Here is a 13,102-nt window from a genome sequence, read left to right as displayed (position 1 = left end):
ACAAAAAATTCATATTCTCTATCGAGAATAGGGAGATTGTAGCAGTTTGGTGAGCGATTAAAAATACTTACACAAAAATCTTGGATGCTAAGAGGGGTATAAAGATGTGAGGTTTTGCTCACTCTCTATACCCCTTTGACCAAACTTGATATAGTTTGGGTTAATTGCGCCTATTTACTTTGGCAGAACCGCACTTGAAAACATATTGCGCTTACGATCGCTTTTCCTCCGCCAGGTATTTGGTACTCATGGCTATTGTTAAAATAATATTTGGTTGGGTTTGAAAACGAAACCCAACATTCTCAAAATTTTATTAGATTAACAACGCCTTAGCTGTGTTAGCAATATAACAACATCATCCATAGCTTGCCTGATCGTGCTGGCTGGTTGCTCAGATTGATTCACAATGATACTAAAAGCTAACGGCTCAAATTGTGGCGAATCTATATATCCTGACAGAGAAATTGCACCTTTTAAAGTTCCGGTTTTAGCTTGGACAATGCCTTGAGCCGATGTGTTGCGAAAACGCCCTTGTAAAGTACCACTAACTCCAGCGACAGGTAAAGAAGCCCGAAAAACTTTGGCTTCTGGTGATGCGGCGATTAATTGTAAAACTTGTACCAAAGCTTCTGGACTAATTAAATCTTTCCGCGATAGTCCTGAACCATCCACCACACTATAACTATTGGGGTTTACGCCTAATTGAGTTAATGTTTCTTGCATAACTTTTAACCCAACATCAGCAGTATTTTGATTTTCTGCTATTTGTTGTGTGTGGGCTAAAGTTCTTAATAAAGCTTCAGCAAATAAATTATTACTGTTTAAATTCATATCCTTAATCAATTCAGACAAAGGTGGAGATTCAATTGTTGCTATTTCGCGTTCATTAGTACCACCACTGGCAGTAGATGTTTGCTGCACAGAGATTCCCTCTGCTGCTAAACTTTGACGAAAGTGACGTAAAAAATTTTGTGTAGGGTCAAATACTGCGATCGCATTAATATCTGGTTGTGAATTTACAGCCAGTTGTCCTTGCAAATACAGCACAGCGCCTTTTAAGTCACGCTTAACTTCTACTAACCCTGGTTCATCTTTTTGCGCCGTGACAGAATTATTTTCAACTCGCCACTGATACGCCTCTGTAGGATCAGCCCATTTAATTTGCAGTGGTTTTCCTATAGCTTGGGGTAACACTGTTAATACAGCAGCATTTTCATTCAAAATCAAACTATTGACTGGTGCGCCATAATAAGCTTGTACATCTTCCCATTGCCAACTAGGATTTATCAAATCTCCTTGAAAATAACTATCATCAGCAATTAAATTATTGACTTGAGTAATGCCCTGTTGACGTAATTGCTTGGCTAATAGTGTTAATTGAGCATTTTTTAAACTGGGGTCTCCTCGACCAACTACACGCAAATTACCATCAGCAACTTGATAAACAGAGGTACGAATGCGAAAATCTGCGCCTAATTGCTTCAGCGCCGCAGCTGTCGTCAACAACTTAGCATTAGAAGCAGGTGTAAAGTATTTCTCAGCATCGTGGCTGTAAAGCGTTTGCGTAGAAGCTAAGTTTTTAACTAAAATTCCCCAACGAGCGCGGCTAAATAAAGGACGATTGATTGCAGAATCTATAGATGTTCTTAGTTCAGCAGGACACAGTGATTTTGTGGTAGTTGCAGGGGGAACTGGAGTTTGGGCTGTAACTGCTTGTTGGGTAATTCCAGTCTGGGTTCCCAGCAACAGTAGCAGCAAACTCAGGGAAATTTTGCGAGAAAACATACTTAAACTTCTACATTGAGAACTGACAGTTATATTATTTTGTAGTGTTTGGCGATCGCCGCAGCCAGTATACTAAACGTATTAAAATTTACTAAGGAATAAATAGCCTACTCACGCCTAAATAATTTTCAACATAAAGTACAATCTCGATCAGGCACTCAACACACTGTTCTCGATATTTTCTTTCTATATATGCGGTCAACATTTGCAAGAGTAATTACAGGTAGAGATGTTGGCAGACTTTCTTGACGTATCACTTGTTCTAAAGAATCTTCTCCCTTCATACTGCGATTCGCTATTAAGAGAATCATCTGCTTTTCTTGAGCAAATCGCCAAAACATCCTATCGCTGCTGTCTATTGAACAAATCATAGTTCAAGTTATTGATTATCTGTGTGTACTGACTGCCAAGCAAGGCGATGTTTCCAGTGTGATGTAAAATTAAGTTGAATTGCTTGATTGAAGTTCTCCAAAGCTGGTAAATAAAGTTTATCTTTTAACTTGACTGCACCTTGGTTGTTCAACTTTTTAAAGCATTGTGGATTCCATACATATTTTTGACAAGTTTGGTAGGCAATTTCTGCATCACTGCCATTTTCAGGATTTTGAAAGACTGGATGATAATTTAACCTGTTACAGCAAACTTGCAACCACTCTTGCCACCCACAGTGCCACAAGCGCGCTGTTCCATCAAGACTACCACTGGCAACCAGTTGACCATCAGGGCTAAAAACTGCGGAATTTACCCAATACTCATGTCCGCGCCAAGGTTGACCAATGGGGTTGCCTTCAATATCCCACAAGCGCACTGTAAAATCATTGCTGGCACTCACAATCCAGTTGCCATCAGGACTAAAGGCAACAGAATTGACTTCTTTTTCATGCCCGCGCCAAGGTTGACCAATGGGGTTGCCTTCAATATCCCACAAGCGCACTGTAAAATCATTGCTAGCACTCACAATCCAGTTGCCATCAGGACTAAAGGCGACAGAATTCACTTCTTTTTCATGTCCGCGCCAAGGTTGACCAATTGCGTTACCTTCAATATCCCACAAGCGCACTGTAAAATCATTGCTAGCACTCACAATCCAGTTGCCATCAGGACTAAAGGCGACAGAATTCACTTCTTTTTCATGTCCGCGCCAAGGTTGACCAATTGCGTTACCTTCAATATCCCACAAGCGCACTGTAGAATCATTACTGCCACTGATAATTAGTTTGCCATCCGGACTAAAGGCGACAGAATTCACTTCTTTTTCATGTCCGCGCCAAGGTTGACCAATTGCGTTACCTTCAATATCCCACAAGCGCACTGTAGAATCATTGCTGGCACTAACAATCCAGTTGCCATCAGGACTAAAGGCGACAGAATTCACTTCTTTTTCATGTCCGCACCAAGGTTGACCGATGGGGTTGCCTTCAATATCCCACAAGCGCACTGTAGAATCATTACTAGCAGTAATAATCCACTTGCCATCAGGACTAAAGGCGACAAAATTGACCCAATTCTCATATTTGCGTTGCGATCGCCCGATGACCCGATCTTGTAGTATTTGATCTAGCTCCCACAAACGCACAGTTTTATCGCTACCACTGATAATCAGCTTGCCATCGGGACTAAAGGCTAGGGAATTAACCTGTCCTTCATGTCCCCGCCAAGGTTGAGTTATGGGGTTGCCATCAATATCCCATAAGCGTATTGTGCGATCGCAGCTACCACTGACAATAAACTTACCATCAGGGCTAAACGCGACAGAATTTACGCGCCCTTCATGCCCGCGCCAAGGTTGACCGATGGGATTACCTTGGATGTCCCACAACCGCACTGTAGAATCACTACTACCACTGATAATAAACTTGCGATCGGGGCTAAAGGCAACGCAAATAATTTTTGCCTCATGTTTGTGCCAGGGTTGAGCGATGGCGTTACCTTGTAAATCCCACAAACACACCGTTCCGTCAAAACCAACACTGATAATAGAATCGCTATTTGGGCTAAAGGTGACGGAAATAACTCCTTCCTTCTGTCCGCGCCAAGGTTGAGTAATGGCGTTACCTTGTAAATCCCACAAACACACCGTTCCGTCAAAACTAACACTGACAACAGAATCGCTATTTGAGTTAAAGGCGACGGCAATAATTCCTTCCTCATGCCCCTGCCACTGTTGAGTAATGAAATTACCTTGTAGATCCCATAAACACAAAATTCCGTCAATACTGCCACTAACAATAAACTTGCCATCAGGACTAAAGGCTAGACAATTCACCTCTTGCTCGTGTCCCAGCAAAAATTGAGCAGTAGGATTAGCAATGATATTCCACAAGCATATAGTAGAATCACTACTGCCACTGGCAATAAACTTGCCATCAGGACTAAAGGCTAGACAACTTACCTCTTGCTCGTGTCCGCGTAAGCTATTTGCTTCTGTAGGTGTGTTCGTTGCTTCTTTTAAACTTCCCAAAACAGGAGCTAGAAGCTGGTTTGGGTATTTCTCTAGATTCTCACCCATTGTTTGAATTGCCAGTACCAAACCTTCTAGCGGTTGGACGGGAAGTAAATTCAAAACCCTAGCGGATTGTTCGCGCAGTTTTGATTCAGTCAGTGCAAGGTTTAATTTTTGAATCTCTTGTTCCTTTTCTTTCAAATGGGAATCGTACCATCCAAGACTAGGATTAAGAAATTGATTAGCTTGTTCGCTGAAATCACCAAATATTTGCTCTTTTAGTTCTTTGTAAGTCTTTGTTTGTAGAACCCGGTTTTGAATATTTTCGCTTTTCCAGAGTACATCTAGAGTGTATTGCAGAAGTGGTAAAGAATCACCTTGTTGGTGAAAATCATGAATAATTTGCTCAATTAGTCCTGGTTCACAGGTAACGCCGTTTCTAGCAGCAGGTTCAGCGATCGCTAACTTTAATTCATCATCGCTCATTCTAGTCAGTATACAACTATAGCGATCATGGATGTTCGCAAGTTGCGGATACTCACTAAATCTATCCAAAAAATTAGATTGCATTGTTAAAACAATTTTGACAGAGCTATCCTGCTGCTGGATTAATTGAAACAGATTATTAACAAATTTGTCACGTTCCGGCTTTGGAGTTTTCGTAAATAGTTTTTCAAATCTATCAATAAAAATCAGAACGCACTCATAATTTTGTTTGAGTAAAGTGACAATTTTAACTAAGGTATCTTCTCTAAAGTCTTGACTAAAGTCCGCTATTTTTAATTTTCTTGTATATGTAAAATCAAGACATTTATATAGAGATTTAAAAGGATTGCCCTCTGGCTGAAAAGTTATATTAATTAAAGAATTTTTATAATAGCCTAAATGAGGAATTAAACCTGCTATAATTAATGATGACTTGCCACTATATGCTTCTCCTAAAAGCAAAAACACATCATCTTTTTTTAAGCGATCGCTAATCTCAGCAATCCACTTCTCCCGACCAAAAAATTTGTCTTTATCTTTAATTTCAAAAGTTTTTAACCCTAAGTAGGGAGAGTCTAGTTTGAGTGGACAACGATGAATGTCCTCAGACTTACTATCAGAAAAAAAGTTGTATTCAGAAATACCTTGAACATTACATCCAATATTTATATCGCCTTCATAACTGCTAACCATCTTATCTCCTTGCCTTTGGACACCCCTGGCTAAATCTTTCCCTCAGTTATATAGCATTTCTTAATCTGTTGAGGTACTAAGTACATTGCTAATAAACTTGGCTAAACCTTTGCGTACCTCTGCGCTTTCCTCTGTACTCCTCTGCGTTTAAAAATATTGGTTCTATAGCTCACTAAACTAGGAATTGCTATAGTTCCTCGTCCAATCGTAAAAAATTAAGGTTTTAAATAGCTTTATTCAGCAAAATTACTTAAGTAAATTTCAAAAATATGTAGTAACTTTATCCTAAAACGCCGGAAATGACAAACGAGATGGAACTTTTTGATAACCTACACCTTGCGATGTTTAGCGGCAAAGGTGGAGTCGGAAAAACAACAATCTCCTGCACCTTTGCATATCGTTGGGCGCAGAAATTTGTCAACGAGAAAATTCTTTTAATCTCAACCGATCCGGCTCACTCTCTTGGAGATGTCTTACAAGTTAGCGTTGATGACATTCCTCGTCCCATAGCGGAACTACCCAATTTACTAGTAAGGGCGTTGGATGCAAAGCTTTTGCTACAAAAGTTCAAAGAACGTTACGGTCAGGTTTTAGAACTTTTAGTGGAAAGAGGTAGTTTTGTTGAAGGCGAAGACTTGCATCCAATTTGGGATTTAAATTGGCCTGGACTGGACGAGTTGATGGGTTTGTTAGAGATCCAACGTCTTTTCAACGAGCAGCAGGTTGATCGAGTAGTAGTTGATATGGCTCCTAGCGGTCATACTCTCAACTTGTTTGGATTGATGGATTTTTTAGACACTTTCCTCCACTCTCTGGAACTGTTTCAAGAAAAGCATCGGTATATTAGTAAGACCTTTGCCGGGAGTTACACACCCGACCGCGCTGACGAATTTTTGCAAACGCTGAAAGCTGAACTTTCCCAAGGTCGTCGTCTCCTTCAAGATCCTAAGCATACAGCTTGTTTGTTAGTTGCGATCGCCGAACCAATGAGTTGGTTGGAGTCAAAACGATTCCTAGAAGCCTTACAAACCATGCAGATGCCTTGCGGAGGGTTGTTTGTCAATCAAGTCCTTACCAGTGCAACTGACCGCGATCGTTACCAAGAACAACAACCGCTCATCGGTGAGTATACGGCTCTTGCTAACGGAAAGCCGATTTTTATCGTGCCGCAGCAAGATCGGGAGCCTTTGGGAATTGTAGCTCTCAGCCATCTGATCGACCAAATCCATGTTCCTCAGCTTGAACCGCCATCTCCTATCGATCTACTCCCAGTTCAATGGCCGGAAACAATTCCTCCTAGCTTTGGAGATTTTCTCACCCAAGGTCGCCGCCTGTTACTAATTGGTGGTAAAGGTGGAGTAGGCAAGACCACAGTAGCAGCAGCCATTGGTTGGGCGATGGCTCAAAAACATCCAGATCGCAAAATTCGTATGGTTTCTATCGATCCTGCTCATTCCTTAGGTGATGCCTTTGGTCTGAGTTTAGGACACGAACCGTATCAAATAACTCCTAATCTTCGAGGTCAGGAAGTAGATAGCGATCGCATTCTCGATCGATTCAGAGCCGATTACCTGTGGGAACTGGCCGAAATGATGAGTGGCGAAACCCAAACAAGCGAAGCCATTGAAATGGCCTATGCTCCTGTTGCGTGGCGCAAAATTGTCGAGCAAGCTTTACCAGGGATTGATGAAATGCTTTCCCTGTTAACAGTAATGGAATTGCTAGAGCAACAAGAAGAAGACTTGATTATTTTAGACACTGCTCCTACAGGTCATCTTCTGCGTTTTCTAGAAATGCCAACTGCACTAGCAGACTGGCTAGCCTGGATTTTCAAACTCTGGATCAAGTATCAAAATGTCCTTGGTCGTACAGAGTTTATGGGGCGTTTACGAATTTTACGACAGCGCGTAGTCAAAGCCCAAAAAGTGCTAAAAGACCCACAGCAAGCAGAGTTCATTGGAGTTACGCTTAACCAGACTAGTGTACTTGCTGAACAACATCGCTTGTTCAAATCTCTGCAAGAAATAGGTGTAAGCCAGAATTACCTTGTTCTAAACCGCTTTACTTCTACAGCCACCATTAATTGCGATTTTCCAGGTTTGACAATGGTTCGCTTACCAGCGCTTCCTCGCTCAGTTCAGCCTTTAGAACGCATCCAAGCAGCCGCCAACTGTTTATTTTAACGGCTAATTAGACTAAATACTTTCATACCCAAAGAGAAATTTATTATGCATCGCACTCCAAATCGCGGACAAATTCAAGCCAAACTTAGCTCAATGCCTCCTCAACGTTCACAAGCAAGAGTTTACTTAAATGCTTACAAAATGATGTTGGAAAAAGAGCGTTTAGAGCAGGAACTACAGAAACTCGAAGCACGCCGACATCAGATTCAGCAGCGTCTTGCTATTTTAAATAGTCAAATCATTGCTGAAGAAGACATCACCGATCAGCAAGCAAATACTGACTTAGAGGACAATACACCAAAATTCAACACCATAACATTGGAATATTAAGTACTAAGATTTCATCTGCCAATTGTTCGCAAGGAAGTTGCGAACAATTGGCTTTTAGAATCCTTACCAATCAAGCGTTTTAGTGCTATGGATAAAGCAGTTTTTTAGCTTTTTCTTTTAGTTCTTCAGGACATTCATTAAGCAAAGCTTTCTTTACATCATCTTTTAAGCTTCCTGCCTCAAGCCAATCTGTTAAATTGCACTTCCACATATTTTCATCAAAAAAACGTTTTACCCTCCCATCTTCATATAATGTATAATCATTATCTTTGTCACAAGTTCCCAGATAGACTGTACATATCTCTTTTGATTCTGTCATTTTCGTTTTACCGGATATTCTTGATGGAATCTACAAAATTTATCAAACTATTTCTGGTAATGGTAAATTAAATAAAACTTTTGCCCATATCATTCTCATTGCCTTCGCTCTCTATTTTAGGAAATCAAATCCTGTACAGAATAGTGTGAAGTATGCAAACTACCATCTAGCATAGTTGTTTTGAAAAATATAACATCAGTAAAATTTGCTTTATCTGTAATAGCACCAGTAAAGTTTGCAAGGCTACTATCTGTTTTTATAGCTTCTACTATATTCCCGATAGTTTCTTCGTAAGGACTCAAATCAGCACTGCTTAAATTAGCCTCAATAAAATACGTTGATAATAATTTAGCTCCTTTTAATTTAGCCCCTACTAAATTAGCTTTCTCAAAATTAGCTCCTGTTAAATTGCATTTATTAAAGTTAACATTAGCTAAATTAGCACCTGTAAAATTTCTATAAGAAAAATCTTGTCCAGAAAGGTCAGCATCACTAAGATCGGCTTTAAAGTTTGGATCTAAGTCCACTCTATTGTTCCACTCCTCTCCATTTTGCAGTAAGCTCAAGTGTATTTTGTTAGTCATTTTTTTACATAAAATAAGTACAATTGTACTATAATACAATTGTACAGTCAAGCATATATTGTGGGTAACTCGCCAGCTTTTACCAATAACTTTGGCTTTCAAATCACCAGATGCGATCGTATAAACTTGTGTAGACGTTAATATATTTAAATGTTTACAAGTTGACAAGTTAGATCGCAAACAAGTAGAAAGTACACTGTTGGGGCAATAATTTATCAGTAAGCTGGTAAAGAATTAACCGAAATGGACAATTATGACAATTTCTTGCGGGGGCTAAAAGAACGCATACGCAACGCCCAGGTACGAGCGGCATTATCTATTAACCGCGAATTGATATTGCTCTATTGGCAAATTGGGCGAGATATTCTTCTTCGACAACAACAACAGGGATGGGGAACAAAAGTTATCGAACGTCTTGCCAGGGACTTAAAAGAAGCCTTCCCGGAGATGAAAGGATTCTCAGCACGTAACCTGAAGTATATGCGGGCTTTTGCTGAAGCTTACCCAGATGAACAAATTGTGCAGCAGGCTGCTGCACTAATTCCCTGGTTTCATAACTGTGTAATTTTAGAGAAAGTGAAAAATAATTTTGAGCGAGAATGGTATATCCAGAAGACCATAGAAAATGGTTGGAGTCGTAATATTTTAACTCTACAAATAGACAATAGACTTTTTGAGCGTCAGGGAAAAGCTGTCAATAACTTTGATGCTATATTACCCTCTTCTCAGTCAGACATTGCTAGAGAGACTTTAAAAGACCCTTACGTTTTTGATTTTTTAACTTTAGGAGAAGCAGCACAAGAACGAGAAATAGAAAAAGAGCTTGTTAAACATATTACCCAATTTCTTTTAGAATTAGGTATAGGATTTGCCTTTGTTGGACAGCAATATAATTTAAAAGTTGGAAATGAAGATTTTTATATAGACCTGCTTTTTTATCATGTAAAATTACATTGTTTTGTAGTAATTGAACTGAAAACAGGTAAATTTAAACCTGAGTATGCAGGAAAAATAAATTTTTATCTTTCGGCTGTAGATGATTTACTTAAATCTCCTATAGACAGTCCTTCAATTGGTTTAATTTTGTGTGCAAGTAAAGATAATATTATTGCTGAGTATGCACTGCGTGATGTCAATAAACCAATTGGTATTGCTGAATGGCAAACTAAACTTACTAAATCACTGCCCAAAGAGTTACAAACAAATTTACCAACTATTGAGCAGTTGGAAGCAGAATTGGAGAATTTGTCTGTAGAAGTAGATAATGAAGAAAAGGAGTAGTAGTGTAGGTTAATCTACAATGCTTGCTCGAATATTTTTTAAACTCATCATTATACTGTGCCGCAAGCCCCAGACTCATTAATCCGAAAAGCATAATGGATTTTGCCTGGATGCTGTTTGCGACACCGTAATGAAACTACTTCTAAATCTTTATCAACAAAATATTCTCCACTATCCGGTTCAACTGCAACAAACCAGTTGTAGTGAGTTTCAATTAATTCTGATTTGACTAGATCAAAAATAGGTTTACAACGTTGGTAAAAAGCCTCGCGTTCGGCTTCATGTCGTGCTTTTTGTTCTTCATTCCACTGAATTTCGGGGAATATTCGTCCCCTACGTGCGGTACGAGTGGGTTTGGTTTCAGTCATGGCTGATTATATTCGGAATCGCGATACTTATATTTTCTCTCATCCACACATCGCAGATTCAATTCGATGAAAAAAGCCTCGCGATCGGGGGTGTAGTTCCTCCTCTGCCTCCTGCCTTACTCTTGTGTGCGATCGCGTTCTTGCTTTTCTGCTTCCAGAATTGCTAATAAAAGCGCTTCTTCCTGGATTTCAAACTCTTCTTCCGCAATTTCTCCCATATCAAAAGCAAGTTGCAGTGCAAGAAGCTGCTTGCTGAGATTTTCTTTATCATCAATTTCAGTACTTGCTTGTTCTAAAATTTTTTCCCCAAGCCATGTTACCCCCATTAATGGGCCGGTAATCGGTAATAGTAAAAAGCGCAGAACCATATTAGTTTACACCCGTGTAGATTTATTAAAGCTGTCCTCGCAAGACCGTAATCATGCTGATGACATAGATATTAAACATTACTAGTCTTGTGTTGATGCCAAAATGTGTTGGATTTGAGTCCAGTTAAGGCTTATTGACATCCGTATTTTATATATCCGATGTGCAAAAAATTACTTTTTTAGAAAATTACTATTTAGGAGGTACTTAGAGCTTGACAACAGTATTAAATGCATCTCCCCAGCGATTTGTCAATACCCCTGCTGTTCAACGCGTCGCTCAACGTGCTTTGCGCTATCTACAGTCAGGTTTTTCAGTACATTTACGTGGTGCGGCTGGAGTCGGAAAAACTACTCTGGCAATGCATCTAGCTGATTTGCTCAACCAGCCTATCATCCTCTTATTTGGAGATGATGAGTTTAAAACCTCAGATTTGATTGGCAATCAATTAGGTTATACCCGTAAAAAGGTTGTTGATAACTTCATTCACAGCGTTGTGAAAGTTGAGGATGAACTTCGACAACATTGGGTTGATGCCCGATTAACCCTAGCTTGTAAAGAAGGATTTACGCTGGTTTACGACGAATTCAACCGATCGCACCCGGAGGTAAATAACGTTTTACTTTCCGTACTTGAGGAGAGGTTGTTAGTCTTGCCAACAAACCAACATCGAGCCGAGTATATCCGGGTTCATCCCCAGTTTCGGGCAATCTTAACATCAAATCCTCAAGAGTATTGTGGAGTCCATGCAACTCAGGATGCTTTGATGGATCGTGTTATTACCATCGATATGCCTCCACCTGATGAACTAACTCAGCAGGAGATTGTAGTTCATAAAACAGGCATAGATTCTGAGAAAGCAGACAAAATCGTGCGCTTGGTGCGGATGTTTTGGAGTCGCTCTGGCTCTGGACAAGGCGGTGGATTACGTTCCTGTCTGATGATTGCTAGAATCTGCCACGAACACGAAATTTCTGTAAACTTTGAAGAGCCTAACTTCCAAGATATTTGTGCTGATGTCTTGCTTTCTCGCACGAATCAACCTCGTATGGAAGCAACTCGGCTACTGGAAGAGGTTTTGCGTGAATTGTATCATAGTACAAATACTCAATCTCAGCCAGCAGAAGAGATAATACCAGACAGCCAAAATCAGATTGTATTGGAACAACGAGTACCTTACGAGCATGAAGTCTATAACTACCTGTGCAAATCTCCGGGAAGGCGTTTCTCTGATTTGGCAGCAGAATTAGGGATCGATCGCAGTCAAATTGTGGCTGCACTCAAGTCTCTCAGAGAGCAGGGAGTATTATTGCAAATGCAAGGCACTGAACTGCCGAACATATCACAAGTGGCTTTTGATTCTGGCCATTTAATAAACAAATGAGTACTAATACTAATCGGGGAGTGATCACAGCAACTCAAGGTTCTACCTTGGCAGATATTCTCGAACGAGTTCTAGATAAAGGCATTGTGATTGCAGGAGATATTTCTGTTTCCGTCGGCTCCACAGAACTACTCAACATCCGAATTCGTTTGTTGATTTCTTCTGTTGATAAAGCCAAAGAGATTGGAATTAATTGGTGGGAGAGCGACCCCTATCTTAATAGTCAAGCTCGTTCCTTATTAACAACTAATCAACAACTTCAAGAGCGTGTTGCCAGTCTAGAAACAGAACTGCGATCGCTCAAAGCACTCAATCCTATTCATCATCAGAATGCAGGCGATTAGCAAATCAAAAGGTTCCGATTCAGGTTTAGCACCGTTGTTATTGACGGTTGTTGAACTGATACGCCAGCTCATGGAAGCTCAGGTGATTCGGCGCATGGATGCTGGCATCCTCAACGACTCTGAGTTAGATCGGGCTGCCGAAAGCCTGCGACAGCTTGAACAACAGGTTGTTAAGCTTTGCGAGGTATTTGATATTGACCCAGCGGATCTAAATATTAACTTGGGTGAAATGGGAACTTTACTTCCCCAATCTGGAGGATACTACCCTGGTGAAACCTCCAGTCAACCCTCTATTCTAGAACTCCTCGATCGCCTATTAAATACAGGTGTGGTGGTTGAAGGTGACTTGGACTTAGGACTGGCTCAATTAAACTTAGTTCATGCCAAGTTAAGGTTAGTACTCACTTCTAAACCCCTGTAATTTATTTATCTAGCTACCTAAATATAAATAACTAGATACTTTTAACACGGCTAAAATCGCTATATTCCTTCTCTGTTCCCTATTCCCTGTTCCCTGTTCCCTTCCTTAACTAGAT

13 protein-coding genes are annotated in these 13,102 nt (G+C 40.2%); 6 read left to right on the top strand and 7 right to left on the bottom strand.

From position 1 onward, the window contains the following. Window positions 1–318: 318 nt before the first annotated feature. The 3 genes from dacB to AC504W_RS11845 form a co-directional block, all read right to left on the bottom strand. The gene (dacB, locus tag AC504W_RS11855) at window positions 319–1,785 is read right to left on the bottom strand and encodes a D-alanyl-D-alanine carboxypeptidase/D-alanyl-D-alanine endopeptidase (RefSeq protein ID WP_494877877.1); all 1,467 of its coding nucleotides are present in this window, start codon (window positions 1,783–1,785) and stop codon (window positions 319–321) included. Window positions 1,786–1,943: 158 nt separating this feature from the next. Beyond that, window positions 1,944–2,156 (bottom strand): hypothetical protein, encoded by a 213-nt coding sequence (locus AC504W_RS11850; RefSeq protein WP_494877876.1) that lies wholly within the window; start codon window positions 2,154–2,156, stop codon window positions 1,944–1,946. Window positions 2,157–2,164: 8 nt separating this feature from the next. After that, window positions 2,165–5,407: a WD40 repeat domain-containing protein gene (locus AC504W_RS11845; RefSeq protein ID WP_494877875.1), complete on the bottom strand. Its 3,243-nt coding sequence runs from the start codon at window positions 5,405–5,407 to the stop codon at window positions 2,165–2,167. Window positions 5,408–5,706: 299 nt separating this feature from the next. Here AC504W_RS11845 and AC504W_RS11840 point away from each other — a divergent pair, with 299 nt between their 5' ends. Next, a complete protein-coding gene (locus AC504W_RS11840) occupies window positions 5,707–7,590 on the top strand; it encodes an ArsA family ATPase (protein WP_494877874.1) in 1,884 nt (627 codons plus the stop codon). Between the two features lie 45 nt (window positions 7,591–7,635). After that, complete coding sequence (locus AC504W_RS11835) at window positions 7,636–7,920, top strand: hypothetical protein (RefSeq protein WP_494877873.1); 285 nt, start codon at window positions 7,636–7,638, stop codon at window positions 7,918–7,920. An 85-nt stretch (window positions 7,921–8,005) separates the two neighbouring features. Here AC504W_RS11835 and AC504W_RS11830 read toward each other — a convergent pair whose 3' ends face one another. Both AC504W_RS11830 and AC504W_RS11825 read right to left on the bottom strand, forming a co-directional pair. Beyond that, entirely contained in the window at window positions 8,006–8,239 is a 234-nt protein-coding gene (locus AC504W_RS11830) for a hypothetical protein (RefSeq protein ID WP_494877872.1), read from the bottom strand. A 116-nt stretch (window positions 8,240–8,355) separates the two neighbouring features. Further along, window positions 8,356–8,823, bottom strand: coding sequence for a pentapeptide repeat-containing protein (locus tag AC504W_RS11825; protein WP_494877871.1), 468 nt, complete (start codon window positions 8,821–8,823; stop codon window positions 8,356–8,358). Between the two features lie 243 nt (window positions 8,824–9,066). On the opposite strand from AC504W_RS11825, the gene AC504W_RS11820 reads away from it, so the two are divergent. Further along, on the top strand, window positions 9,067–10,104 hold the full coding sequence (locus tag AC504W_RS11820) for a PDDEXK nuclease domain-containing protein (protein WP_494877870.1): 1,038 nt from the start codon (window positions 9,067–9,069) through the stop codon (window positions 10,102–10,104). A gap of 50 nt (window positions 10,105–10,154) precedes the next feature. Here the strand turns inward: AC504W_RS11820 and AC504W_RS11815 are convergent, their stop codons facing one another. Further along, window positions 10,155–10,472: a hypothetical protein gene (locus tag AC504W_RS11815; protein ID WP_494877869.1), complete on the bottom strand. Its 318-nt coding sequence runs from the start codon at window positions 10,470–10,472 to the stop codon at window positions 10,155–10,157. A 116-nt stretch (window positions 10,473–10,588) separates the two neighbouring features. After that, window positions 10,589–10,840, bottom strand: a complete 252-nt coding sequence (locus tag AC504W_RS11810) for a gas vesicle protein GvpG (RefSeq protein WP_494877868.1) — start codon at window positions 10,838–10,840, stop codon at window positions 10,589–10,591. Between the two features lie 212 nt (window positions 10,841–11,052). Here AC504W_RS11810 and gvpN point away from each other — a divergent pair, with 212 nt between their 5' ends. Genes gvpN through AC504W_RS11795 form a run of 3 tightly spaced genes read left to right on the top strand, consistent with a single transcriptional unit; the run spans window position 11,053 to window position 12,987 of the window. Further along, window positions 11,053–12,222 carry a gas vesicle protein GvpN gene (gvpN, locus tag AC504W_RS11805; protein WP_494877867.1) on the top strand — a complete coding sequence of 390 codons (1,170 nt, stop codon included), beginning with the start codon at window positions 11,053–11,055 and terminating at the stop codon, window positions 12,220–12,222. Then, window positions 12,219–12,566 (top strand): gas vesicle protein, encoded by a 348-nt coding sequence (locus tag AC504W_RS11800; RefSeq protein ID WP_494877866.1) that lies wholly within the window; start codon window positions 12,219–12,221, stop codon window positions 12,564–12,566. The genes gvpN and AC504W_RS11800 overlap by 4 nt, the downstream gene beginning before the upstream one ends. Next, window positions 12,553–12,987, top strand: coding sequence for a gas vesicle protein K (locus AC504W_RS11795; protein ID WP_494877865.1), 435 nt, complete (start codon window positions 12,553–12,555; stop codon window positions 12,985–12,987). Before AC504W_RS11800 ends, AC504W_RS11795 begins: the two co-directional genes overlap by 14 nt. The last annotated feature ends 115 nt before the right edge of the window (window positions 12,988–13,102 follow it).

The sequence above is a fragment of the Nostoc sp. C96 genome (genome assembly GCF_059384975.1).
The sequence above is the reverse complement of the archived record's forward strand: the minus strand, read 5'-3'. Positions and strand labels throughout refer to the sequence as shown.

Excerpts from the sequence above, each read along its gene's own strand:
- dacB (WP_494877877.1), bottom strand. The coding sequence starts at position 1,785 with ATGTTTTCTCGCAAAATTTCCCTGAGTTTGCTGCTACTGTTGCTGGGA.
- AC504W_RS11850 (WP_494877876.1), bottom strand. The coding sequence starts at position 2,156 with ATGATTTGTTCAATAGACAGCAGCGATAGGATGTTTTGGCGATTTGCT.
- AC504W_RS11845 (WP_494877875.1), bottom strand. The coding sequence starts at position 5,407 with ATGGTTAGCAGTTATGAAGGCGATATAAATATTGGATGTAATGTTCAA.
- AC504W_RS11840 (WP_494877874.1), top strand. The coding sequence starts at position 5,707 with ATGACAAACGAGATGGAACTTTTTGATAACCTACACCTTGCGATGTTT.
- AC504W_RS11835 (WP_494877873.1), top strand. The coding sequence starts at position 7,636 with ATGCATCGCACTCCAAATCGCGGACAAATTCAAGCCAAACTTAGCTCA.
- AC504W_RS11830 (WP_494877872.1), bottom strand. The coding sequence starts at position 8,239 with ATGACAGAATCAAAAGAGATATGTACAGTCTATCTGGGAACTTGTGAC.
- AC504W_RS11825 (WP_494877871.1), bottom strand. The coding sequence starts at position 8,823 with ATGACTAACAAAATACACTTGAGCTTACTGCAAAATGGAGAGGAGTGG.
- AC504W_RS11820 (WP_494877870.1), top strand. The coding sequence starts at position 9,067 with ATGGACAATTATGACAATTTCTTGCGGGGGCTAAAAGAACGCATACGC.
- AC504W_RS11815 (WP_494877869.1), bottom strand. The coding sequence starts at position 10,472 with ATGACTGAAACCAAACCCACTCGTACCGCACGTAGGGGACGAATATTC.
- AC504W_RS11810 (WP_494877868.1), bottom strand. The coding sequence starts at position 10,840 with ATGGTTCTGCGCTTTTTACTATTACCGATTACCGGCCCATTAATGGGG.
- AC504W_RS11800 (WP_494877866.1), top strand. The coding sequence starts at position 12,219 with ATGAGTACTAATACTAATCGGGGAGTGATCACAGCAACTCAAGGTTCT.
- AC504W_RS11795 (WP_494877865.1), top strand. The coding sequence starts at position 12,553 with ATGCAGGCGATTAGCAAATCAAAAGGTTCCGATTCAGGTTTAGCACCG.